Annotated in this window: 22 protein-coding genes and 1 pseudogene; 9 read left to right on the top strand and 14 right to left on the bottom strand. The window is 72.6% G+C overall.

All coding sequences use genetic code 11. The features are described 5' to 3' along the window. Nucleotides 1–2: 2 nt before the first annotated feature. From BU204_RS25055 to BU204_RS25025, 7 genes are all read right to left on the bottom strand, one after another. The gene (locus BU204_RS25055) at nucleotides 3–1,100 is read right to left on the bottom strand and encodes an alpha/beta hydrolase family protein (protein WP_083661610.1); all 1,098 of its coding nucleotides are present in this window, start codon (nucleotides 1,098–1,100) and stop codon (nucleotides 3–5) included. 68 nt (nucleotides 1,101–1,168) lie between these two features. Continuing rightward, entirely contained in the window at nucleotides 1,169–1,816 is a 648-nt protein-coding gene (locus tag BU204_RS25050; RefSeq protein ID WP_075128194.1) for a response regulator, read from the bottom strand. Then, on the bottom strand, nucleotides 1,813–3,315 hold the full coding sequence (locus BU204_RS25045; RefSeq protein WP_075128193.1) for a sensor histidine kinase: 1,503 nt from the start codon (nucleotides 3,313–3,315) through the stop codon (nucleotides 1,813–1,815). Before BU204_RS25045 ends, BU204_RS25050 begins: the two co-directional genes overlap by 4 nt. A 79-nt stretch (nucleotides 3,316–3,394) precedes the next feature. Continuing rightward, nucleotides 3,395–4,534 (bottom strand): hypothetical protein, encoded by a 1,140-nt coding sequence (locus BU204_RS25040; protein WP_075128192.1) that lies wholly within the window; start codon nucleotides 4,532–4,534, stop codon nucleotides 3,395–3,397. Next, complete coding sequence (locus BU204_RS25035) at nucleotides 4,531–7,131, bottom strand: S8 family peptidase (RefSeq protein ID WP_075128191.1); 2,601 nt, start codon at nucleotides 7,129–7,131, stop codon at nucleotides 4,531–4,533. The genes BU204_RS25040 and BU204_RS25035 overlap by 4 nt, the downstream gene beginning before the upstream one ends. Next, on the bottom strand, nucleotides 7,128–8,309 hold the full coding sequence (locus BU204_RS25030) for a CU044_5270 family protein (protein ID WP_075128190.1): 1,182 nt from the start codon (nucleotides 8,307–8,309) through the stop codon (nucleotides 7,128–7,130). The genes BU204_RS25035 and BU204_RS25030 overlap by 4 nt, the downstream gene beginning before the upstream one ends. Beyond that, nucleotides 8,306–8,869, bottom strand: coding sequence for an RNA polymerase sigma factor (locus BU204_RS25025; RefSeq protein WP_198942994.1), 564 nt, complete (start codon nucleotides 8,867–8,869; stop codon nucleotides 8,306–8,308). The genes BU204_RS25030 and BU204_RS25025 overlap by 4 nt, the downstream gene beginning before the upstream one ends. Nucleotides 8,870–9,058: 189 nt before the next feature. Here BU204_RS25025 and BU204_RS25020 point away from each other — a divergent pair, with 189 nt between their 5' ends. Continuing rightward, nucleotides 9,059–9,883 (top strand): S1 family peptidase, encoded by an 825-nt coding sequence (locus tag BU204_RS25020; protein ID WP_158073507.1) that lies wholly within the window; start codon nucleotides 9,059–9,061, stop codon nucleotides 9,881–9,883. Between the two features lie 10 nt (nucleotides 9,884–9,893). Here BU204_RS25020 and BU204_RS25015 read toward each other — a convergent pair. Continuing rightward, nucleotides 9,894–10,763 (bottom strand): annotated as a pseudogene (locus BU204_RS25015) (NAD(P)-dependent oxidoreductase); the annotation flags it as partial. Nucleotides 10,764–10,978: 215 nt separating this feature from the next. Here BU204_RS25015 and BU204_RS25010 point away from each other — a divergent pair. From BU204_RS25010 to BU204_RS24995, 3 genes are read left to right on the top strand one after another with little or no spacing between them, the layout of a single operon-like run. Next, the gene (locus tag BU204_RS25010) at nucleotides 10,979–11,701 is read left to right on the top strand and encodes a S1 family peptidase (RefSeq protein WP_075128188.1); all 723 of its coding nucleotides are present in this window, start codon (nucleotides 10,979–10,981) and stop codon (nucleotides 11,699–11,701) included. 55 nt (nucleotides 11,702–11,756) lie between these two features. Further along, nucleotides 11,757–12,416, top strand: a complete 660-nt coding sequence (gene lexA / locus BU204_RS25005) for a transcriptional repressor LexA (RefSeq protein WP_143229718.1) — start codon at nucleotides 11,757–11,759, stop codon at nucleotides 12,414–12,416. A 57-nt stretch (nucleotides 12,417–12,473) separates the two neighbouring features. Beyond that, on the top strand, nucleotides 12,474–13,688 hold the full coding sequence (locus BU204_RS24995) for a hypothetical protein (protein WP_143229717.1): 1,215 nt from the start codon (nucleotides 12,474–12,476) through the stop codon (nucleotides 13,686–13,688). On the opposite strand, the gene BU204_RS24990 is transcribed toward BU204_RS24995, so the two are convergent. Next, nucleotides 13,685–14,194 carry a hypothetical protein gene (locus BU204_RS24990; RefSeq protein WP_075128185.1) on the bottom strand — a complete coding sequence of 170 codons (510 nt, stop codon included), beginning with the start codon at nucleotides 14,192–14,194 and terminating at the stop codon, nucleotides 13,685–13,687. The genes BU204_RS24995 and BU204_RS24990 overlap by 4 nt on opposite strands. A gap of 36 nt (nucleotides 14,195–14,230) precedes the next feature. Here BU204_RS24990 and BU204_RS24985 point away from each other — a divergent pair, with 36 nt between their 5' ends. After that, nucleotides 14,231–15,121 (top strand): aminoglycoside phosphotransferase family protein, encoded by an 891-nt coding sequence (locus BU204_RS24985; protein ID WP_143229722.1) that lies wholly within the window; start codon nucleotides 14,231–14,233, stop codon nucleotides 15,119–15,121. Here BU204_RS24985 and BU204_RS24980 read toward each other — a convergent pair. Further along, nucleotides 15,118–15,708: a helix-turn-helix domain-containing protein gene (locus tag BU204_RS24980; protein WP_075128183.1), complete on the bottom strand. Its 591-nt coding sequence runs from the start codon at nucleotides 15,706–15,708 to the stop codon at nucleotides 15,118–15,120. The genes BU204_RS24985 and BU204_RS24980 overlap by 4 nt on opposite strands. 88 nt (nucleotides 15,709–15,796) lie before the next feature. On the opposite strand from BU204_RS24980, the gene BU204_RS24975 reads away from it, so the two are divergent. Together BU204_RS24975 and BU204_RS24970 are read left to right on the top strand one after the other, a co-directional pair. After that, a complete protein-coding gene (locus BU204_RS24975) occupies nucleotides 15,797–16,819 on the top strand; it encodes an NAD(P)/FAD-dependent oxidoreductase (protein WP_075128231.1) in 1,023 nt (340 codons plus the stop codon). 107 nt (nucleotides 16,820–16,926) lie between these two features. After that, the gene (locus BU204_RS24970; protein WP_075128182.1) at nucleotides 16,927–17,466 is read left to right on the top strand and encodes a DinB family protein; all 540 of its coding nucleotides are present in this window, start codon (nucleotides 16,927–16,929) and stop codon (nucleotides 17,464–17,466) included. A gap of 21 nt (nucleotides 17,467–17,487) precedes the next feature. On the opposite strand, the gene BU204_RS40880 is transcribed toward BU204_RS24970, so the two are convergent. Then, nucleotides 17,488–18,387, bottom strand: a complete 900-nt coding sequence (locus BU204_RS40880) for a hypothetical protein (protein ID WP_198942992.1) — start codon at nucleotides 18,385–18,387, stop codon at nucleotides 17,488–17,490. A gap of 107 nt (nucleotides 18,388–18,494) precedes the next feature. Further along, entirely contained in the window at nucleotides 18,495–18,917 is a 423-nt protein-coding gene (locus BU204_RS24960; protein ID WP_075128181.1) for a MarR family winged helix-turn-helix transcriptional regulator, read from the bottom strand. A gap of 64 nt (nucleotides 18,918–18,981) precedes the next feature. Here BU204_RS24960 and BU204_RS24955 point away from each other — a divergent pair, with 64 nt between their 5' ends. Further along, nucleotides 18,982–19,527 (top strand): hypothetical protein, encoded by a 546-nt coding sequence (locus BU204_RS24955; RefSeq protein WP_075128180.1) that lies wholly within the window; start codon nucleotides 18,982–18,984, stop codon nucleotides 19,525–19,527. Nucleotides 19,528–19,547: 20 nt separating this feature from the next. Further along, nucleotides 19,548–20,081 carry a 2'-5' RNA ligase family protein gene (locus tag BU204_RS24950; RefSeq protein ID WP_075128179.1) on the top strand — a complete coding sequence of 178 codons (534 nt, stop codon included), beginning with the start codon at nucleotides 19,548–19,550 and terminating at the stop codon, nucleotides 20,079–20,081. Here the strand turns inward: BU204_RS24950 and BU204_RS24945 are convergent. Together BU204_RS24945 and BU204_RS24940 are read right to left on the bottom strand one after the other, a co-directional pair. Next, nucleotides 20,009–20,509, bottom strand: coding sequence for an STAS domain-containing protein (locus BU204_RS24945; RefSeq protein ID WP_075128178.1), 501 nt, complete (start codon nucleotides 20,507–20,509; stop codon nucleotides 20,009–20,011). The two genes, BU204_RS24950 and BU204_RS24945, sit on opposite strands and share 73 nt — an antisense overlap. A gap of 108 nt (nucleotides 20,510–20,617) precedes the next feature. Beyond that, a complete protein-coding gene (locus BU204_RS24940; protein WP_075128177.1) occupies nucleotides 20,618–22,216 on the bottom strand; it encodes an MFS transporter in 1,599 nt (532 codons plus the stop codon). Nucleotides 22,217–22,359: the final 143 nt, after the last annotated feature.

The following is a 22,359-nucleotide window of genomic DNA, read 5'->3' as shown; positions in this document are numbered from 1 at the left end:
GGTCAGGCGATGATCTGCACTTCGGGGTACAGCTGGTGGTCGAAGACGGATGTGGGGCGGTCGCGGAGGTGGAGGTCGAAGAAGGCGGCCAGGTACCTCCGTTGCGCGGCGAGGCCGCGGCGGGGGTCGACGGTGCCGATCGAGGCGGTGAAGTCGCCGGGGAGTTGGGGGAGGAGGACCTGGGCGTCGGTGAAGCTCATGTGTTCGCCGGTGGGGAGGTAGAGGTCGCGGCGCCAGCCGGTGGAGGCAGACCAGAACCGGGCCCAGTCGTCACTGTGGGCGTGGTTGTGCGGGACACCGCCGGACAGCCCGGCGCCCATCAGCAGGAACGGACGGGTCACGCCGCGAACCGCCGCCTGGCCGAACCGCGGGTCCATGCTGCCGTCCAGGTTGGCGCCGGCGTCGACGCGGTCCTCGGTCAGCATCGCCTCGGCCGTGGTGAAGCCGCCCATCGAGTGGCCGACCATGCCCACCCGCGTGAGGTCCAGGGTGGGGAACCGGGTCAGCTCGTCCAGGACGAACGACACGTCCCGCACCCGTTCGCGCAGCACCTGTCCGGCGTCCACGCCGGGGCGCGGCAGCTCGAGGCGGTCGGGGAACTGGACGGGGCTCACCGGGGTGTGGTCGACGCCGACCACGGCATAGCCGCGGCTCGCGAGGTCCTCGACGAGCGTCGTGCCGAGGAAGCGCGAGTGGCCGCCGCCGGGGGAGTAGAGCACGACCGGACGCCTGCCGGGCAGTGGGGTGGCGCCGGTCCGCGAGTGCGTGACGGTCCCCGCGAAGTCGGCCGTGCCGGGTGGCACGCCGGCGCTCCGGTCGTAGAAGGCCGTCACCGCCTGCGGAAACTGGTGTGCTCGGGGGCCGTTGGGCGCGGCCGGGTACCACAGCGACACCATCAGCTCCCGGGGGCGGCCGGTCCACGGGTCGGTGCGGTCCTCGTCGGTCAGGTGCAGCTCCGCGGTGCCCACCGGGTAGGGGCCGGTCGGGGCGGGCAGGGCGAGCCGGACGGGGTCGGGCTCGGCCGGTGCCGCGGCAGCGGGGGTGAGCCCGGCGGCCAGCGCGACGGTGGTCAGCGCGGCGGCGAAGGTCATCGTGATCATGCCGCCAGCCTCGTCGCGGTCGGCGGAGAGGACATCTGTCGAACGGGGACGGTCAGACTAGCCGAAGGTCATACGAGCCCGGCCTCGTGGGCGACGATGGCGGCCTGCACCCGGTTCGCCACCTCGAGGCGCCGCAGGATCGAGGTGACGAACACCTTCACCGTGCCCTCGACCACATGCAGCCGGCGGGCGATCTCGGCGTTGGGCAGCCCGGCGCCGACCAGCGCGAGCACCTCGCGCTCACGCGGGGTCAGCTCGCCGACGAGCCGCCGCGCTCGGGCGGCACTCGTCAGCCGGTCGGCCTTGACTTGCTGGATCACCCGGTGCGCGACGGTCGGCGAGAGGAAGGCGGCGCCACCGGCGACGGCGCGGATACCGGCGAACAGCTCACGGGGGTCGCCGCTCTTGAGCAGGAACCCGCGTGCGCCCCCGTCGAGCGCGGCGGCGATGTGCTCGTCGGCGGAGAACGTGGTCAGCATCAGGACGCCGGTCTCCGGCACCGTCCGGGTGATCTCGGCCGCGGCGGTGAGACCGTCGAGCACGGGCATGACGATGTCGAGCAGAGCGACCTCCGGACGGTGGGCCCGGGCCAGCTCCACCGCCTCACGCCCGTTCCCCGCCTCCGCGACGACCTCGAACTCCGGGTCACCGGAGAGGACGGCGCGGATGCCGGCCCTGGTCAGCGGCTCGTCCTCGGCGAGCAGGATCCGAATCACCGCGACACCGCGTCCCTCGGGACGGTCTCCTTGACCGCGAGCCGACGATCGAGGAAGCACAGCCGGTAGAACAGCCGCTCGTCGGTCTGCACCTCGGCCCAGTAGTGCCGGCAGTCGGCGGCCGGCGGAGGTGCGGACAACATCCGCTCCGGGTCCCCGAGAATCTGGAAGCGGGGCAACACCTTCTCCACGGACTCCTGCGGCTGTCCGATGTGGAGCTTCTGGTACACCGCGGGGTCGAGTCGGTTGTCCGACCCCACGAGGGCGTACAGCCCGAACGCGAGCGCCACCACGACAGCCGCCGCGAGCAGCGGCACCCGTAGCAACCGCCACAGCCTCGGCCGTTCTCGCGTGGGCTGCCGGCGTGCCGGGTCGTGGGGCAGCGTCGCCTCGAGAACGAACCGGCCATCGTGGACACCGCCCTCGAGCGTGCCGCCGAGCAGCTCGACCTGCTCCCGCAACCCAGCAAGGCCCGACCCCCTGCCGCGCGACCCCCCGGTGTCGACTAGCCCGTTGGTGACGGTCACCGTCGTCCGCTCCGCGACGTCGATGTCGACGTCGATGGCGACGGTCACCGGCATTCCCGGCGCGTGCCGGGCCGCGTTGGTGAGTCCTTCCCGGACGATTCGGTGGACCGCGCCGGCGAGGTGTTCCGGCGGCTCCGCGGGCGCGTCGAGCTCGACCCGCTGTCCGGCGGCGACGGCACGGGCGACCAGGGGTGTGAGGTCGGTGCGCTCGGGTTCGCCGAGCAGCCCGACGATCTCGCCCAGCCGCTCGGTCGCCGCGGTGACCCCGGCGCGCAGTTCACCGGCCTGGGCGCGGGTCGGCTCGTCGAGCCGCTGGGAGACCTCCAGTGCGGCGGCGCGCAACGCGACGAGCCCCAGCTCGTGGCCCAACGAGTCGTGCATCTCCCGGGCGATGCGCGCCCGTTGCAGGAGCGCGGCCCGCTCGAACCCGGCGACGAGCAGCTCGGCGCGCTGGCGCCGGTACCGGCCGGCGAGCCACGGCAGGGCCACCGTGAGCAGCAGGACCAGCACGAGCACGAACCAGTCGTAGAGCCCGAACAGCACGCCGAAGCCAGCGCGCTGCCCCACGTCGACCAGGACGCCGACCGGCAGCCCGGCGAGCAGCAGGCCGGCCAACGCCGTCACCGCGGGCCGCTGCCCGGCGAGCCGCCTGCCGGTGAGGTACCCGAAGACCCCGGCGGCGGCGAAGGGCCACCCGCGTACCGGGCTGGTCGCGACGGGGGACAGGACGAGCGTCGGAACCAGCACCCCGGCCACGGCCAGCGACAGGACCGCCACCGGGAACCGCCCGAACGCGACGACGCAGGCTCCGGCGACGACGAGGCTGACCACCAGCTCCGTCCACCGTCCGGCGAGCTCGATCCCCAGCGGCACCGCGATCAGCAGGAAGGGGAGGACCCCCGCCCGCCACCGGTGCACCGGCGCGGCGCCGACCAGCCACGACCGCCGCCGCGCCGCGAGCAGGGCTGCCATACTGGCACCCTACCGAGCGCGAAACGGGGAATGCCGGGGTCGACCGTGGAGACGGTCGACCCCGGCGGTGCGGACGGGGTCAGGTCAGGCGGTAGGCGCGGACGAGCGTCTCGGTGACCTTGTTGCCCGCCGTGTCGGTCGCGGTGGTGCGGAGCGAGGCGAACTCACGGCCGGACGCTCCGGCCGGGATCCGCACCGACCACCTCGGGCCGTCGCGGTCGACGACCGCCCGCTGCCAGATGGCACCGTCGTCGTAGGACACCTCGAGCCGGACCGAGGTGATCCCGGTCCGTTCGGCGCCGACCTGCTGGGCAACCTGGACGGCGCCGGTGAGCTCCTTTCCGGCCGGCGCCGCGTTCGTCAGGTCCAACGGGAGGTCGTACTCCACGTCCAGCAGCGGAAGCGGCCCGGCGCGCTCGCCGCTCGAGGTGAACGACCACTTCTCGGTCACCCGGGTGGCCAGCGGCCAGCCCGGCAGCCGGTAGCCGGCGTCCACGGTGAGCTCGTACCGGCCGGGTCCGGCCGGCAGGTCGAACCCGGCGATCCCGGGCACGTCGTTGTGGCCGATCCGCTTGCCGTCCCGGGACAGCGTGGTGCTGCCGGTGTCGGTGCCCGGGTCGTACCAGCCGCGTCGTCCGGTTCCCGGGCTGTTGGTGAACATCGGCAGGTTGAGGTTGAGCTTGTCGCCGGAGCGGTAGGCCAGCGGCAACGTCTCGCCTTCGGTGCCGGTGGTCGTCGTGCTCAACGCCGGGCCGTAGGGAGCCTTCAGCCAGGGCATCTCGGTCCGCTCACCGCGCTCGAACCGGCGCGGCTTCGAGGTCTGCCACCCCACCGGGACATCCCTCGGGTCCGCGGTGATCGGCCAGGTCGCCATGGTCTCGAAGGCGAAGGGCACCCCCGGGGTGACGTACAGGGTGGTGCTCCCGGGGGGCCGCACCTCCGTCGTGAGGTTCGGCAGGTACACCCGGTCGGTCATCACGTACGCCGTCAGCGGCCGGGCGCTCCGGTGCGGTTGCGCATCGTGCAGCGGGGTCACCACCGTCGCCATCCGGTCGCGGCGGTCCGACCAGGTGATGCCGGCCGGGAGCTGGTCCTCCACCTGGTGGTAGGTGAGGTAACCGTGCGGGCTGGTCGCGATGCCGCGGATGCGAAGGGACACCGGTCCGGCGGCGAGCGCCTCCTGGAGGTCGAGCCGGTCGAGGTAGTGCGCCCAGATCACCGGCGTGGTGCCGGTGGTCGGTGGCAGGCTCGTCCACAGATCCCCCCGCCGAGTACCACAAGGGCGACGCCCGCCTCGCCGAGCGCGGCGAGGCGACGCTCGATCTCGTCGGTGGACAGTTCGGCAGGCGGGGTGAACAGGGCGATCGCGCCGTTCAGTGGCATGTCCGCGACGTCCTCGGGACCGGCCGCTCCGACGTCGACCAGCGGCGCCGTGATGTCGCCGAGGAAGTCGACCCGGGCGGGGTCCCACAACCGGAACTCGCGCCCGGTGCCCACCTGGGTGGCGGACAGTACGGGCTGTTGCCAGGCCGCGCCGTCGTGGAGCAGCAGCCCGTCGATCTTCTTGCTGGGCAGCAGAAGAACGTCGTGCAGGTTGAACGTCGTGGCGCCGATACCGGCCGGCCCCTCGCTCGTTCTCGCCGACGCCAGACTGACGCCGGTCTCACCGGCGCCTTGGCGCACGGCGGGGTCGTCGACGCTGCGGTTGACCGGTTGGGCCGTGGTGGAGTCCACGACGAGGTCGGCGTCGGTGCGGGACAAGTCGATCTCGTCGGCGAACAACGTGGTGTTGGTGACCAGGCTCTCCGGCTCGGCGCCCGGGATGGGCACGGAGCCGTCCACGATTCCGGTCAACCGGTACCGCCCGGCGGGCAGCTCTACCGGGGTGGGTTCCTCGGAGTCGACCCAGAACACGACCACCTCACCGGAATCCAGGTTCTGTGCGACAGCACCCGCTCCCGCGAACTCGTCCTTCGCGGCCCGGGCGGTGACCGTGAGCGTGCGCGGCGCCGCCTCGACGCTGACGCCGAGCCCGGTCGTGATCGCGGTGTGTCCCTTGACGCTGGCCGTGATCCGGCCGCCGAACAGGCCCGGGCGGGCCGCGGCGGGGTCGACCGTGACCGTGGTGCTCGCGGTGCCGTGGGCGGGCACCGTGACCGAGCTCGGCTCGACGGCGAGCAACCCGTCCGGCGCCTTCTCACCGAACCTGTCGGTCAGGGCCCCCCGTAGCGTGAGCGTGACCGGCTTGGCGCCGTCGTTGTGATAGCTGAGCTTCTGGCTGACCGGCTCGTCGCCGAGCGAGCCGAGGCTGAGGCTGCCCCGGTCGGCCCGGACCGTGGCCCGGTCGGCCGCCGCCACGTCCAACCGGCCGGTGCCGATCGTGTAGACGGAGGCGTCACCCACCGGCGCCGCGGTACCCATCAGCACCGCCTTGAGTCGATCGGCCGACCAGTCCTGGTGGGCGGCGGCCAGGATCGCGGCCGCGCCCGAGACGTGCGGTGCGGCCATCGAGGTGCCGGACAGCCGGGCGTGGTTCTCGTCCACCGCCAGGTCGGGAAAGGCGCCGGTCGCCCGGGCGGCGACGATGTCGGTGCCCGGGGCGGCGATGTCCGGCTTGAGCGCGTGGTCCCCGCTTCGCGGTCCCCTGCTGGAGAAGCCCGACGGAACGTCCTGCTTGGTCACCGAGGCCACCGCGAGCGCCGCGTCCGCCACTGCCGGTGTGGACACCGTCTCCGCCTGGCCGTAGTTTCCGGCGGACACCACGAACAACGTCGCGTACCGCTCGGTCAGCTCGTTCACCGCCGTCGACTGTGGATCGGTTCCGTCGGTCGGGCCTCCGCCCAGGCTCAGGTTCACCACGTCGACCTGTTGCTCCGCGGCCCACGTCATGCCGTCGATCACTGCGGACTCCTGGCACCACCCCTCGTCGCCACACACCTTGCCGACGAGCAGCTCGGCGTCCGGCGCCACACCGCGGTTGCGCCCGCCCGACGCGGCACCCGAACCCGCCACCGTGGACGCGACGTGGGTGCCGTGCCCGTGGCCGTCGACGACGCCGTCGGGGTTGCCGGTGAAGTCCCGTTCGGCGACGACCTTCCCGGCCAGGTCCGGGTGGTCCCGGTCGTAGCCGGTGTCCAGCACCGCGACCCGGGCACCCTTGCCGGTGTGCCCGCGTTGCCAGGCCTCGGGGGCGCCCACCTGGCGCACGCTCTGGTCGAGGGAGACCTTCGCGACGCCGTCCAGCCAGATCCGCTCGGTGCCCCCGGCGAGCCGGGGGGTGTCTCGGGCCGAGACCGACCGCCAGAACGTGGTCGCCTCGGTCAGGGGGCGCGTCACGGCCGTCATGCCCGGTCCCCGCAGTTCCCGGCTGGTCCGTGCGCCGCGCGGTGCCGCGGCCCGCGTGCCGGTGGAACGCTTCAGGATCAGCGGCAGGTCGGGCCGGTGCGCGTCGTCGTTGCCCATCGCCACCAGGCCGGCCACGTCGAACAGCCGCTGGTCCAGCCGTCCGGAGCGGACGAGCTCGACGGTGTCGGCAGGGTAGACGAACACCCGACCCTTGCTGGTCGCGGTGAGGTGACCGATCCGGTCCCGGCCCGGTCCCGGCCGCACCGAGACCACCCGCAGCTCCGCACCACGGCCCGCGGTGACCACCTGGTCACCGGTGATCAGCGTGACCGTCGAGCGGGGACCGTCGGCCGGTGTGCCGGCCGAGGTCGGCGGAACGGCGGAGACCGACGTGCTGGTCAGCCCCGCGGCCGCCACGGCGAGCACCGCGGCCGTGGCGATGAGCGCGCGGAGGCGTTCGGCCCCGCTCATTCGCCGGCCTCCTTCACCAGCTGGTCCAGGTCCGTACCGGGGGGCAGAACCGGGTCGGTGTCCACCCAGTGGCCCTGCACGACAGTCTCGCTGTAGGTCACCGTCCCGACCGGCACGCGGCTCGTCCCGGTACCCGGCTCGACGACGACGTCGCGCTTCTCCTTCAGCAGCCCGGTGGCCGGGTCGATGATCAGCTGGAGCTCGACCACACCGTTGGTCACGACATCGGCATGGGGGCCCGTGCGCTCCTCGGCGGCGACGCCGACCACGGCCCCGTCCGGTAGTTCCGTACGGTTCATGGTGCGAAGCCCGGGCAGGTCGGCGAGCATCGTGTACGCCGCGACGCGCGTCTCCCGGGTCGTGGGCATCTCCCCGCTGAGCAACCTCGCGGCCTCCCACGCCAGCCAGTGGCTCTCGGTCGAGGGATCGACGCGACCCAGAGCCGCGCGACGGAATCGGTCCCGCAGGTAGGCCGTCAACCCGGCCGGGTCGGTCGGCAGCGCCAGCACCTCGCTGAGCGGGATCTCCCTCTCGGCGAGGAAGAATTTCAGCTCGCCGGCTCGCACTGGCTCGACGGAGAACCCGAGAGCCGGTTCACCGGTGTTCGGATCGGTGGGGATGAGCGGACCACCGAGTGGTTTGCCCGCCTTCTTCCACTCCGCGTCGTCCCGGTCGGTCAACGGCCGCGTGGTGACGTCCAGGGTGAGCCCGACGCCGGGGTCGGCACGGGTGCGGGAAACCCAGGACTCCCCGCCGAGCCCGACGACCACGTGGTAGGCCGCGTGTCCCGCGGCCGCCGGCACGAGCTCCACGCGGTGCGACCGCGTGCGGGTGTACCAGTACCGGCTCGCGGTGGGAGCCGGGGCGTCGGCCGCGGCGTCGGCCGCGGCCAGCAGCACCTCCCGGGGTGACTCGACCGGGCCGGCCTCCGACGGCTCGGAAGACGGGGTGTTCGCGACGACGACCGCGGCCACGAGCACGGCGGCGGCCGCCGCGGTGAGCGTTCGGACGCGCCGGCGCATGGGCGCGGGGGAGGGACGTGGGGCCACCTCCCGGGGCTGGGCGAGGATCGCGCGCAGGTCCCGCTCACGTCGGTCCGGGTCCACCGGCTCACCGGGGTCCGGGATGAAGGGCGGCCTCGTGCCGGCGAGTGGGTCCCCAGTGGTGCGGTTCTTCATGAGAGCTCCTGTGCGAGGTCGGGCAACCGATGGGTGCGGTTCTCGTGGTCGGCCACCTCGTCGGGTGGCCCCATCGCGGCTCGCAGCCGGTGTCGTGCTCGGTGCACCCGCACCAGCAACGTCGCCGTGCGGCAGCCCAGGACCTGAGCGACCTCGCGGTTGGTCAGGCCGTGCCAGGCGAGCAGGGTGAGCAGCTCGCGGTCCTCGTGGCTCAGTTCGGTGAGGGCTCGCAGCGCGGCGGCGCGGGTGGTGACGTCCTCGGCGATGTCGCCGACGGTGGCGCGGTCGGTCCGCGCCTTCGTGCTGAGCTCGGCGCAGAGGTCCCGCAGCCGCTGGTCGGCCCGGTACCGCTCGCGGATGAGGTTCCGCGCGACCCCGAGCAGCCACGGCAGCTCCCGGGGCGGGACGTCGTCGATCCGGCGCCAGGCGACCAGGAACGCCTCACTGACGATCTCCTCGGCGCTCGCCCGGTCCAGATATCCGAGGGCATAGCCGAGCAGCCGGTGGTAGGCCTCGTCGTACATGCGCCGGAGCCGTTCTTCGGGGTCGATGGCGACCACTCCTTCCGCGTGATTTTCGTGGTTTCACCAGGTAGTGGTCGCGGGGGCGAGGTTCTTACCGAAGGTCGGCAAATTTCCGGCCCCTTGGCACGGCCGAACCGGTCCTCTACTCTCACAGTTCTTATCGGGGGCTCTGTGTCCGTCATGGGGGTGGACGAATTGTTAGTCAGACGTCTTGTCGCGGGTGCCGTGGCTCTGGTGGCCGGTCTCGCGTTGACCACGGGCATGGCGAGCGCCGCGCCGCCGCCGGTCGTCGGCGGTACCGACGTGCCGGACGGCAAGTACCCGTTCATGGTCACTCTGCAGTACGAGCCGTCGGGGCCGACCGCCTACGACCGGCATTTCTGCGGCGGAACGCTGATCGGTCCGTTCGCCGTGCTCACCGCGGCGCACTGCGTGGACGGTTTCCCGACCGAGCAGCTCGAGGACCTGTCGGTGATCGTCGGGCGGACGGTGCTGACGAACGAGGGCCAGGGTCGCATCCGGAACGTGAGCGAGATCTTCGTCCACCCCGACTACGAGCCGTCGGCGGGCGCCTTCGTCCCCGACGTCGCGGTGCTGCTCCTGGACGAGCCGGTGACCGACATCGCGCCGGTGCAGCTGGTGACGCCGGGCACCGACGCGCTGGAGCGGCCGGGCCGGCAGGTGACCGGGATCGGCTGGGGCAACGTGGTGCAGCAGGACCCGTTCCCCGGCGGCGGCGTGTTCGTCGGCCCGGACCGGTTGCAGGAGGTCCGGGTGCCGATCGTGTCCGACGACGAGTGCCAGGTCTCCTACGAGGGCGCGGTGGTGCCGGAGTTCGAGATCTGCGCCGGACGGACCGGAAAGGACACCTGCCAGGGTGACTCGGGCGGTCCGCTGTTCGCCGCCGTGCCCAACTCGACGCGCGTCGTCCAGATCGGCGTGACGAGCTGGGGCGTCGGCTGCGGTGCGCCGGGCTTCCCCGGTGTCTACTCCCAGCTGTCCCATGAGGACGTCGGCGCCTTCATCGCCGGGCCCTGGTTCCCCGCCTGATCGCTGCCGGTCAGTCGAGGATCGCGGTCAGACCCTCGTTCCCTCCGCCTCGTGCGATGCGGTTTCGCACGAGGCGGAGGGCTGTCTCGAGGTCGCCCGTGCCCAGGCGCAGGTCCGACCGCAGCTCGACGAGCTTGGTCAGCACCGACTCGTGTTCCCCGAGATCGGCCGGGCCTCGCGGGAAGGCGCGGGTGGCGACCTCGCGGGCGGTGTTCTCCGCGTCCGCCACGACGTGGCCGAGCTGGGCGGCGGCCATCGGCGCGAAGGCCTCGACGTCGGCTCCGGCCGCGCGCACGGTCTCCAACGCCCGCAGGTATCCCAGCTGGGCGTCGTACCACAGGCCGAACAGGGCCAGGTCCCGCAACGCCGCGGCCCCCGGCTCGGTACCGGCGAACCGGGCCGGGCCGAGCGCCGCGAGCGTGCCGCGGTGCCTGTCGAAGACCTCGGCCGGGCCGCTGTAGAAGATCGTCGCGGTGTCGGTGCCGATCGCCTCGGGCCCGCTCTGCAGTCCGCCGTCGAGGTAGTCGGCGCCGGCCGCGGTCGCCTGCTCGGCGGCGGCGCGGGCCTCCTCCGGTGAGCCGGTCACGAGGGCGACGAAGGTCCGCCCCCGCAGCACGTCCCGCGTCTCCCACAGCGTCGCGGTCACCGCCGGGTAGTCGGTGAGGCACGCGACGACCAGCGGGCTGCTCGCCGTCGCCTCGGCCGCGGTGCCCGCCCGCACCGCGCCCTCGTCGACAAGGGACGCGGCCCGGGCGGCCGTTCGGTTCCACACGGTGACCTCCAGGCCCACGGCAAGGAAGGCCCTCGCCGCCTGGCTCCCGATCGCACCGGTACCCAGCACGGTCACCGCACTGCTGTCGCCGTTCCTCATGGCGGCATCCTGCGACCTCCAGCTCGCTGGAGGTCAAGAAAGTCGGCCGCGGTGATGTGTGAACGATGGGAAACACCGCCGCTTGCCTGCGGGTTCGCCGCGATGGGACTGTGGAAGGCGAGCGGTGACCGGTTGACCTCGTACCGTCACCGTTCGCCGCGTTACGCGGATTCCCGATTCACCCCTGCACGCGGTTCTCGAACCGCAGAATCGAGAAGCTGACCATGAAGATCCTCAGAGTTGCCACAGCGGTGGTCGGGGCGGCGCTCGCCCTGGCGGCGGCGGCACCCCACGCCCTCGCGGCCCCGCCGGCCGAGGAGCCAGGCGCCACCCCGATGATCATCGGTGGCAGTACGGCCAGCAACGCCCCCTGGGCGGCGCGGCTGTTCGTCAACGGCCAGCAGAACTGCTCGGCCACGATCATCGCGCCCACCTACGTCCTGACCGCGAGGCACTGCGTGTCCGGGTCCGGCAGCTACTCGTTCCGGATCGGCAGCCTGGACCAGACCAGCGGCGGCACTGTCGCCAACGCCACCACGATCACCCGCCACTCGAGCGCGGACCTCGCGATCGCGCGCCTGGACCGCAGCGTCACGGCGACCTACGCGCCGCTGGGCACCTCCAGCGACGTCGCCGTCGGGCAGACCGTGCAGGTCTACGGCTGGGGCGCCACCTGCACGAACCAGCCCGAGATCAACTGCCAGTCCCGCTACCTCAAGTACGCCAACGTCCGGGTCACCTCGGTGCGGTGCTCGGACTACACCGGCGGGGTCGCGGTGTGCGCGTCCCGCGTGGACGGCATCACCGCGGGCGGCGACTCGGGCGGCCCGATGTTCGCCTCCGGCCGCCAGGTCGGCGTGGCGTCGACGAGCGACCGGGCCACCCGGACCGCGTACACGAACGTCACCAACTACCGAAGCTGGATCAGGTCGGTGGCCGGGGTCTGACGAGGGCCGGGGCCGGGTGCTCCCATGTGGAGCACCCGGCCTCTATCATTCGTCGGTGATCGACTACGACGACGATGTCTTCGAGCAGTTGGACGCCTCGAGCCTGCCGCCGCGTCAGCAGCGGATCCTGGTCGTGATCCGGGACTGGGTGGTCCGGCACGGGTACTCGCCGAGTACGCGGCAGATCGGCGACGCCGTCGGCCTGCGTTCGTCGTCGTCGGTGTCCAGGCACCTGGCGAGCCTGGAGGAGAAGGGTTTCCTGCGGCGCAGCGACACGGTGTCGCGGCCGATCGACGTGCGGGTCTTCCTGCGGCGGGAGTCGGGAGTGGATCCCCACCAGGACTCGGTGACCGTGCCGGTCGTCGGCGACATCGCCGCCGGTGTCCCGATCGCCGCCGAGGAGCACGTCGACGACATGCTCACGCTGCCCCGCGAGCTCACCGGCCGCGGCACCGTGTTCGGCCTCCGCGTCCGCGGCGACTCCATGATCGACGCCGCCATCTGCGACGGCGACATGGTCGTCGTCCGCCAACAGCACGAGGCCCACTCCGGCCAGATCGTCGCCGCGATGATCGACGGCGAGGCCACGGTCAAGGTGTACCGGCGCCGCAACGGGCACGTGTACCTGGAGCCGCGGAACCCCGCCTACGAGGTGATCGACGGGGACCAGGCCGTCGTGCTCGGCATCGTCGTCTCGGTCCTGCGGAGCGTCTGAGGGACCTGTCTACCGGCACAATGGGTACCACCGTCCGGCGCACGGAAGGGTACCGACGTGAGCGGTAGCGAAGAGGCCCTGACGCCCGTCCATACGGCCCTCGTCGCTGTGGACATCGCGGCCTCAACCCGACGCACTAACCCGGCCCGGGTAGAGGTCCGTTCGGCGCTTTACCGCGCCCTGAACGAGGGACTTCGCCGAGCCGGTGTCGGTGAGCCCGGCGCTGTCCACTTCGAGGACCGGGGTGACGGAGCTCTCGTCGTCCTCGGGCCGGGATTTCCGAAGAACCGTCTGCTCGACGACTTCGTTCCCGGACTGTTCGCGCTGTTGAGTGAGTACAACGTCGGTCGGGAGGAGCGGCTGCGCCTGCGGGTGGCGATCCACGCGGGTGAGGTCCTCTTCGACGAGCGCGGAACGGCCGGCGACGCGGTGGAGAGCGTCTTCCGTCTGTTGGACTCGGCGGAGGTGCGGGCGGCGACGAGCCTCGCGCTCGGCGACCTGGTCGTCGGTGTATCCGCGCCCATTCGCGACGGAGTGATCGAGGCCGGGCTGCCCGGTGTCGACCCCGCCAGCTACCGACCTGTCACCGTCGAGTTCAAGGGCACGAGCTTTCCCGCGTGGATCTACATCCCCGGTGTCACCGGTCCCTCGCCGCAACCCCGCTCCGGCCCGGTCGACGGGCCGGGCGACCTGCTCCACCGCAGCATCCTGCTCGTCGACATCGAGGACTCCGACTCCCGGCCCGACGACGTCAAATGGCGGCACCGCGCCGAGCTGCGGTCCATCGTGTTCGGCGCGGTCGCCGACATCGGGGTGGCACCGGAGGCGTTCACCGCGAAGGACACCGGAGACGGCTGGCGGGTGCTCTTCCTGCCCGAGGTGGCGAAGAACCGCCTGGCCGGGCCGCTGGTCGCCGCGCTCGTTCGGCGCCTGGTTCGCTACAACGACGCGGCGGCGCCGGGAGAGCGCATGAGGCTCCGGACCGTGCTGCACGCGGGAGAGCTTCTGTGGGACGGCTCGGACTTCTTCGGGAGCGCGCTCAACGAGGCCAGTTGGCTTGTGGACTCCGACGAACTGCGCGAATGTCTCGCCCTCCGTGCCGCGCCGGCCGTGCTCATGGTCAGTGACGTCATCTACAACGGCGTCGTGCGTCACGGATATGGAGAGATCGATCCCGAACGTTACGAGCCGCGCCTCGTGCGGGCGAAGAAGCGCGACCTCGCCACGTGGGTCTGCTGGCTGGGCGGAGATCTGGCGGGTGATCGCGCCTAGGGTGTTCTTTTCTCGGCATGGCGGCGGATGGTCTCAGCCCTCGCCGCGGCGAGGGCGTCGCTCTGGGCGTCGAGCCAGGCCTGCCAGGAGGGGCCGGTCGGGGGTGTGCGGTCGACGACCTTCAGCACGAACGGGGACATGTCGTCGAAGTCCTTGATGACCGTGCAGCCGGTCGCGGTGAGAATCTCGGCCATCGCGTTCTGCATTGCCCGTTGGGCCTCGCCGCTGTGGTGCACGGCGGGGCTGTCGTGCTCGCGGCCCTCGCTGAGTGCCGTGAGCACGGCGGCCCGCAGGACGTGGTGGGTCCGCCACAGCACGAACACCCCGTTCTCGTCGGCCAGCTCGCTGACCGACACCGACGCCCCCGAACCCACCGCGGCGTGGAAGGCCGTCGTTCCCGTGTCGACCGGCAGCCCTGCCGCCGCCAGGTCTTCCTGAACGGCATGGGCGAGCGCGGTCCGCCGCGCCATCGTCTCCACGTCCGCGCGTGCCGGGGTCCGCTCCATACGGTCAGCATTCCATGTGATGCTGCGGTTGTGACAATGCATGTCGGTCAGCTGGAGATCCCGCTCGAGGTGGTGCGGGCGCTCGTGTCCGAGCAGTTCCCCCAGTGGCGTTCGCTGCCGGTCACGCCGGTCGGAGCACACGGGACGGTCAACGCGATCTTCCGGATCGGCGAGCGTTACGCCGCGCGGTTCCCGCTCGAGGACGGCGACGTCGAGGCGACGCGGGCACGGCTGCGGGAGGAGGCAGCCAGGGCGGGGGAGCTGGCGGGGCGAACGCGGTTCCGGACACCGGAGCCGATCGCGCTGGGGGAACCGGGAGCCGGGTATCCGCTCCCGTGGGCGGTACAGACGTGGGTGCCGGGAACCGTGGCCACCGACGAGGATCCGGGGCGGTCGGAGGAATTCGCGCACGACCTGGCCGAGTTCGTGCACGGCGTGCGGGGGATCGACCGGCGTGGACGGACGTTCGACGGGGCGGGCCGGGGTGGCGACCTGGCATCGCACGACGGGTGGATGGAGACCTGTTTTCGCCGCAGCGAACGGCTCCTGGACGTGCCGCGGCTGCGCCGGCTGTGGGCCGGGTTCCGGGAGCTGCCGCGCGACACCGACGACGTCATGTGCCACGGGGATCTGATCCCGACGAACGTGCTGGTGTCGGCGGGGCGCCTCACCGGGGTCATCGACGTCGGTGGTCTCGGTCCGGCGGACCCCGCGCTCGACCTCGTCGGCGCCTGGCACCTGCTCGAGCGCGGCCCCCGCGCCGTGTTCCGCGCCGCTCTCGGGTGCGGGGAGCTCGAGTGGGAGCGCGGGCGGGCGTGGGCCTTCGAACAGGCGCTCGGACTTGTCTGGTACTACGCGCAGAGCAACCCGGTCATGAGCCGGATGGGGCGGCGCACTGTCGAACGACTGCTGGACGACCGTGCCTAGGATTCGTCCTTCTTCGGGCGGGCGCGAAGGTGGGCGCGCTCGCCCTGTTTGCCGAACAGGCTGAGGAACTCGACGGGGTCGGCGTCGGCCGCGCCGAACCAGTGCGGGACCCGGGTGTCGAACTCGGCCGCCTCGCCCGGCACCAGCACCAGGTCGTGCTCGCCGAGGATGACCCGCAGGCGTCCGTTGAGGACGTACATCCACTCGTAGCCCTCGTGGGTCTGCGGGTCGGGCTCCCGGCGCTGGCTGCCGGCCGGGATCACCAGCTTGTAGGCCTGGATGCCGCCGGCTCGGCGGGTGAGCGGCAGCATCGTCATCCCGAAGCGACGGATCGGGCGCAGGTGGATGCGCGGGTCGCCGGTGGGCGGGGCGTCGACGAGCTCGTCGAGCGTGACGCCGTGCGCCTTGGCCAGGGGGAGCAGCAGCTCGAGAGTGGGCCGCCGGGCGCCGGACTCCAGGCGGGACAGGGTGCTCACCGAGATCCCGGTCGCCGCCGACAGATCCGCGAGCGTGGTCTCGCGCTGCCGGCGCAGGGTCCGCAACCGCGGGCCGACGGCGCCGAGTGCCTGGTCGAGGTCGTCATCCATCCGACCAGCTTGCCATATCGGCAACACAGTTTGCTCTCTCGAGCCGCTCCGGCGCATGGTGGCCGTGGAGGTGGTCGTGATGACAGAAATGCCGGACAGGCTGGTCGACGGGTGTGACGTCGTCGTGGTGGGTGGTGGCGCCGCCGGGCTGAGCGGGGCGCTCATGCTGGCGCGGGCCCGACGCTCGGTGGTGGTGGTCGACGCGGGCGCACCGCGCAACGCCCCGGCCGACGGTGTGCACGGGTTGCTCGCCCGGGAGGGGATGCTGCCCGCGGAGCTGCTGGAACGCGGGCGGGCGGAGGTCCGCCGCTACGGCGGTCGGGTGGTGGACGGTGCGGTGGCGGCGGTGAACCGCGACCCGGCCGGCGGGTTCGCGGTGTCGCTCGCCGACGGCCGGACGCTCCGCGCGCGCCGCGTGCTGGTGGCGACCGGCCTGGTCGACGAGCTGCCCCCGGTATCGGGGCTGCGGGACCGGTGGGGGCGCGACGTCGTGCACTGCCCGTACTGCCACGGCTGGGAGGTCCGCGACCGGGCGATCGGGGTACTGGCCACCGGACCGATGTCGGTGCACCAGGCGTTGCTGTTCCGCCAGTGGAGCGCCCAGGTCACCTTCTTCTCCCACACCGCCGCGCCGCCCACCGGTGAGGAGGCGGAGCAGCTTGCGGCGCGGGGCGTGGCGGTCGTGACCGGCGAGGTGGCCTCGCTCGAGGTCGTCGAGGATCGTCTGGTGGGGGTGCGGCTGGCCGACGGCACGGTGGTCGACCGGGAGGTCGTCGCCGTCGGGACGCGGATGGTGGCGCGTACCGGTTTCCTGGAGCCGCTGGGCCTGCACGCCGTGGAGCACCCGCGCGGGGTGGGCGTGCACATCCCCGCCGACCCGACCGGGCTGACCGAGGTTCCGGGGGTGTGGGTGGCTGGCAACGTCAGCGACCTGACCGCCCAGGTCGGTGGCGCCGCCGCGGGCGGGGCGGTCGCGGCAGCGGCGATCAACGCCGACCTCGTCGCCGAGGAGACCCGGCGGGCGGTAGCCGCCTACCGGAGCCCGTTCTCGGCCGAGTCCGAGGCGCGGGTGGCCGAGCTGGTGGCGGGGGACCGGCGCCACGGCCTCTGACCCGCCGGGGTCGCACCGCTGGCTCGTGCCGTCCGGCCCGGTGCAGCGGGTCGACCAGCACCGGCGAGCGGTGGCGGTGGCCGCGGTGGCACCTAGACTGCCGCGCCATGACCGACGTGGACGAGTACGGCCGGCCCGAGCCGCCGCCCGCCGCCGATGAGGTGGAGACCCTGCTGGGTTTCCTCGAGTACCAGCGGGCGACGCTGGCGTGGAAGTGCGAAGGGCTCGACGCCGCCGGGCTGGCGGCGACGGTCGGCGCCTCCTCGATGACGCTCGGCGGGATGCTCAAGCACCTGGCCTTCGTCGAGGACTGGTGGTTCTCGCGGTCCCTGCACGGGCAGGAGCAGCAGCCGCCGTGGGACGCGGTGGACTGGCGGGCCGACCCGGACTGGGACTGGCACTCGGCGGCCGAGGACGGGCCCGAGGCGCTCCGCGGGCTGTGGCAGGACGCGGTGGCCCGGTCCCGTTCCCTGGTCGCCGAGGCATTGGCCGCGGGTGGGCTGGACCGGCTGGCGGAGCGGCAGTGGTCGGACGGCCAGGCGCCCAGCCTGCGTTGGATCCTGTGTCACATGATCGAGGAGTACGCGCGGCACAACGGCCACGCCGACCTCATCCGGGAGTGGGTGGACGGGAGCACGGGGGAGTAACCGGCGCGCCGGGGGAACAGCTCAGTTCCGCTCGCACGCCACGCCGTCGTCGTTGCTGTCGAGGTCGTAGACGTCGGCGCCGATCACCTCGACGGGGCCCTGCACATACTCGGGCCCGTTGCCGCGGCCGCCGAGGCAGTCGACGTCCTCGGCCACCGGGACGCAGCCGCCGTAGTTGGGGTGGCAGGCGGACGCCGGCGCGGGAGCGGGAGCCGGCTTTGGTGCGGGGGGCGGTGCCGCCGGCGGTTCGGGCCTGACCGGCTCGGGTTCGGGTTTCGGGGTCGCCGGCGGTTCGGGCGTGATCGGCTCGGGTTCGGGTTTCGGTGCCGCGGTGGTGGTGCTCGGCGCGGGCGGGGGCGCCTGGGGCTTGGTCACGGACGTTGTCGTCGTGGCCGGGCCGCCGGCGACACCGGGTTTCTCGTCGTCGCCGATCGCGGCGAGGACGACGACGAGCGTGATGACAGCGGCCGCGATCCCCAACGGCCGGATGAGCCTGCGCCGGCGCGGTGCGGTGTCCTCGGCCGGCACGCCGCCGAGCAGGACCGTCGGCTCCTCGAGGGGAACCGGTCCGTCGCCGTTCCGGGGTAGCCGCAGGGTGATCTCCAGCCCCGCCGCCGCCGAGTGGATGGTCGCCGCACAGCCCGGTCGTCCACCCGCCGCCATCACGCGCGCGACGAGTGGGCCGTACCGCCGCGTCATGAGGTGGGTCAGCTCGCCGACCCGTCGTCCGTCCAGCCTGACCTCGATCGCCTGCTCGCCGCGGTACTTCCCGGAGCGGATGGCACACCAGCCCAGCTCGACGGCGACCGTCGACCCGGGACGGTACTGGGCGAGCGCGGGTTGGTGCTGGTCCTCGCCCGTGACCGTGACCGACACCTCGGACCCCAGCATGACCAGGCCAGCCGACGAGTTCTCCACCATGAGGCACCCCAGCCCATCGAGGACGTGATGTCTCAGTGCATCGCCGAAACTCCCGGCGCGTTACGACCGCCCGCGAACGGGAACCGTTTGTTCCACAATAGACACTCCTAGCGGAGGAGCCGCTTTGTCTCCTCCCGCAACGCCTTGATCGTCCGGGTGACCCATTCGGCGACGACCTCCTGCTCGCGCGGGGTGAAGTGCGTCGCGACCTCCGCCATCGCCGCGCTCAGGCCGGCGAACACCTGTCCGAACGCCCCCGGGATCGCGCTGATCACCACGCGCCTGCGGTCGGCTGGGTCGGGTTCGCGGCGAACCAGCCCCGCCCGCTCGAGCCGGTCCGCGACACCGGTGACCGCTCCCGGCGTCAAGTGGATCTCCCGGGCCAGCTCGCCGGCCGACATGGGACCCCTGGCGCTCAGCAGCGCCAGGGCCCGTTGGTCGACCGCGGTGACCCCCAGCCGCGCGCCGACCGCCTCATGGAACGCGACGACGGCGGTGCTCAGCTCCCGACCCACGTCATTCCCGCTCATGGGGGACACTTTACGCTTGCAGATATTTCAGTACACTGAACTAAAATAATCTAGGAGGGGTGACATGAGAGGTTCGGAACTCGAGCTGGCCTGGTCGGTGCCGAGGTGGGCCGCGCGGTTCTTCCGCCGGCACTGGCGCCCGATCGTGGGGTTGTCCCTGGTGGCGTCGGTGCAGCGGCTGGTCGTGGTGAACTGGACCGACGAGGTGCCCGAGGGGCTCGCCGTGGCGTCGGAGGTGCTGGTCGCGCTCGTTCGCCTGGCGCTACTGGTCCTGGTCTGGCGCTACGCGACCCAGGGGGTGCGGCTGCGCTGGTCAACCGCGCGTGCGTTCCTCACCCGCCACTGGCCGAGCCTGGTCTGGCAGGTGGTGCTGCTGTCGGCGGCGTTCCTGGTCTTCGACGTGGGGCTGGAGAGCCTTGGCGGACTGTTCTCCGAGTCCGGGGCGCAGACCTACCTGGCCGTGCTGCTGTTCCTGAAGAACCCCACGATCATCGCGTTCACCCTGGTGTGGTGGGTCGGGGTGATCCGGCAGGTCGCGGGCGAACCGGTCCCGGCCGGTACTGATAGTCCACATCGGACGTCCCGAGTCGACGCCCAGGAAGCGCGATGAGCCGCGGGTAGGGTCCGCTCATGCTGCGGCGCCATCTCTGTGTGCTTCTGGACGCGACGGCGACCGGGCCGGTCCAGGAGTGGCGGCAGCGATGGGACCCGGTGATGGCGGCGGTGGTGCCGGCGCACCTGACTGTCGTCTACCCGGAGGAGGTCGCGGACGAGCCGCTGCTGCTGCGGCGCGTGGAGTCCTCTCTTGCCACGACGACCCCGTTCCGGTTGCGGCTGGGTGCGGTGGTCGCGGAGGCGGACGGTGCCGGCGGGGTGTTCGTCGCCGTGGACGACCTCGACGGTGGTTGGGCCGCGCTCAGGAACGCTCTGCTGACCGCGCCGATGACCCCCGCGGACGTCCCGCCGCACGTCACGCTGGTCCACCCGAGGACCTCGCGGCGGGGTGCCGGGTGCTGGGCGGTGCTCGCCGGGCGCCGGGTGGACCTGGAGGTGGCCGTACGGGAGGTGTGCCTCACCGAGACCCGCTACGGTCAGGCCGGAACGGCCGACGTCTCCCTCGCGGTCCTGCGCCGCTTCGCCCTGGCCGGCCGGCGGCCGCGGTAGAACCGGTCGGCGGGAGCCGCGGCGGCGATGGCCGCGCGGCGGGTGTCGAACACCTCGCCCAGCACCGCCCCCTCACCGGTCTCGCGCAGCCCACCCGCCGCTCCCCAGTACGGGGCGACGACCATCGGCCGCAGGCCGGCCTTGCCGGCGGCCGCGCAGATCATGTTGACCGCACGGAGGCCCGCCGCGGAGACGAACGCCAGCTCGGTGAGGTCCAGGACGACGGTCCTCGTGCGCCTCCTGCCGGTGAGGGTGCTACCGGCATACCGCAGGAGAGCGGGCGCGGTGGAGACGTCCAGCTCGCCGCCCAGCGCCAACACCAGGATGGGGTTCTCGCCGCGTGATCGGGACATCGTCAAGGTCGAGTTCCCGTCGGTGGGCCCGCCGTCGCTCGGTGTCGAGCGGTCGAGGATCGTGGCCGCGGTCATCCACCCTCCCGAACACCGTGTCAGCGCCCCGGTTGGGCTGACCTGACGAGGAAATACCCGGGCGCTTCCGCGGACAAACGCGCAAACCCGCAGGTGCCGGACCCGTGGCTACTCCGACGGGACCGGTGAGACGCCGGCCTCGGCGGGGCGCGCCGACTCCGGCTCCCCCGCCGGGGTGGTCTGGGCGGGACCGCCGTGGTGGCGGCCGCGGAGCGCGACCATGCCGATCACCGCGAAGGTCACCACGACGATCGCGCCGACGGTGGCGGCCGTGTGCAGGCCGCTGGTGAAGGCGTCCCGCGCCGAGGCGAGCAGGTCCCCGGCGAGGCGGCCGTCGAGCCCCTCGGCCACGTCGGCGGCGCCGGCCAGGCCGTCCCGGGCCTGGGCCGCGGCGTCCGGGGGCAGCGAGCCGGGAAGGCTCACCTCGCTCCGGTAGACCGCGGTGCCGATGCTGCCGAACACCGCGATGCCCATGGCGATGCCGAACTCGCCGCTGGTCTCCGACATCGCCGAGGCCGCCCCGGCCCGGCGCGGTGGGACCGAGCCGACCACCATCTCGGTGCACAGCACGCCCTGCGGCCCCATCCCGAAGGCGGCGACCGACATGCCGAGCACGACCAGAACGACCCCGTCACCGCTCTCGAGCCGGGTGAACAGCAGGATTCCCGCGGCGGCGACCAGCATGCCGAAGCCGAGCACGAACTCCGGGCGGAACCGGCGGGCCAGGCGCGGTGCGATGAGCGAGCCGACGACGACGGCCAGCGCCTGCGGCACCAGGGCGACCCCGGCCTGGGACGGCGTGAGCCCCTCGACCAGCTGCAGGTACTGGCTGACCAGCAGGAAGATCCCACCCATGGTCAGTGCGCCGACCAGCATGATGCTCACCGCGGCCGCGAAGGCCCGGTTGCGGAACAGGCTCAGGTCCAGCATCGGGTCGGCGAGGGTCCGCTGGCGCCGGGCGAACACCGCACCGACGGCGAGCCCGGCCACCAGCGCGAGCACCGTACGCGCGTCCGGTCCCTCCTTGGCCATCTCCTTGAGCGCGAAGACGATCGGCAGGATGGTGCCCAGGGACAGCGCGACGCTGGCCAGGTCGAGCCGTCCGGTCCGCTCGTCGCGGTACTCCGGCAGCAGCCGGGGTGCGACGGCGAGCAGCAGCACCATCACCGGGACCGCGAGCAGGAACACCGCGCCCCACCATGCGACCGACAGGATCAGGCCGCCGGCCAGCGGGCCGAGCACCATGCCGCCCATGAAGCAGCTCATCCAGACCGCGATCGCCGTGCCCCGCTGCCTCGGGTCGCGGAACATGTTGCTGATCAACGCGAGCGTGGAGGGCATCAGCGTCGCTCCGGCGACCCCGAGCACCGCCCGCGCGGCGATCAGCACGGCCGGGGTCGGCGCGAACGCGGCGGCCACCGACGCCAGGCCGAACGCGGCGCCGCCGAACATCAGCAGCTTCCGGCGTCCGATCCGGTCACCGAGCGTTCCCATCGTGACCAGGAAGCCCGCCACCATGAACCCGTAGCTGTCGATGATCCACAGCAGCTCGGTGCTGGTCGGCCGCAGGTCGGCGGCCAGGTGTGGCACCGCGAGGTGCAGCACGCTCATGTCCAGGGACAACAGCAGGGTGGGCAGCGCCAGCACCGCCAGGCCGACCCACTCCCGGCGGCCGGCCGCCGCCCCGCTCTCGGTTCGCGTGTTCATCGCCAGTCCTCTTCGTGATCGACACCGTCACCATGACGTCGGACCGCGAGGCCGTGGATCGACATGCTCGGCGGAGGAATCTCGAGCGGTTCCGTTGCTCGGCTCCCGATCGATGTTCACCGGGACCCCCGAACGGGTACGTG

The organism is Actinophytocola xanthii (assembly GCF_001921205.1).
GTDB classification, from domain to species: Bacteria; Actinomycetota; Actinomycetes; order Mycobacteriales; family Pseudonocardiaceae; genus Actinophytocola; species Actinophytocola xanthii.
Note: the sequence above shows the minus strand (reverse complement) of the source record. Positions and strands in the feature narration are given on the sequence as shown.